Genomic DNA, 729 nt, shown 5'->3' on the forward strand with positions numbered 1-729 from the left:
GGAAAAGGGCAACACCGCTGCCGATCACCGCCGCGCCCAGCACGCCGATCCAGATATACAGGTTATAATCATCGCCTGTCTGCGGGACCGGCTTGGAAGGATTGGAAGGCGTTGTCGGGTTATCCGGGGTTTCCGGCTTATCCGGCGTTTCCGGGGTTTCTTCCTCCGGCTTTTCATTGAAGAAGCTCACCTCGGCGGTTTCATCAGCCTTAATCTCCACCGTGGCGCCATCCGGGATGATATAGTCCTCACTGGCCTTATTCTTAACCTCGGTCACAGTGTATTTGCCCACGCGCAGCCCTTCGATCAGGATGATACCGTCCTCCGGGCTTGTGAAAGTCTCGCAGTAGGTGCCATCCTCACTTTTCACCTCAAAGGCAAAGCCGTCCTTGCGGCCATCGCTGGAATCTTTTGTGATTTTCAGGTTGCCGCGGTACGCCTCATTCACAAATCCGCGGCCGGATTCGCCATTTTCCACAACAACAACCTGCCCGTCCGTAGTGATCTCAAAATAGTAGGCGTTGGGGTCCAGCTTGTGGCCTTCCGGGGCAGTTTTTTCTTTGACAAAATAGCCCTTTGCCAAGAGGCCGCTCATTTCATGGAACCCTTCATCGGTTTCCGTCAGCTCCCCGATCAGGGCGTCGCCTTCATCAAATGCCTTATCGCCGTTGGTGTCCTCATAAAGCTCAAAGACAGCGCCGGGCAGCCGGTGGAGGAATGGATTGTCCG

1 protein-coding gene is annotated in these 729 nt (G+C 55.3%); it reads right to left on the reverse strand.

The window, feature by feature from the left end:
* On the reverse strand, window positions 1-729 hold a 729-nt coding region (locus B5F35_RS18245), incomplete at both ends, for an MSCRAMM family protein (RefSeq protein ID WP_275532278.1).

The sequence above is a fragment of the Anaeromassilibacillus sp. An200 genome, from assembly GCF_002160025.1.
Lineage (GTDB): Bacteria > Bacillota > Clostridia > Oscillospirales > Acutalibacteraceae > Caccousia > Caccousia stercoris.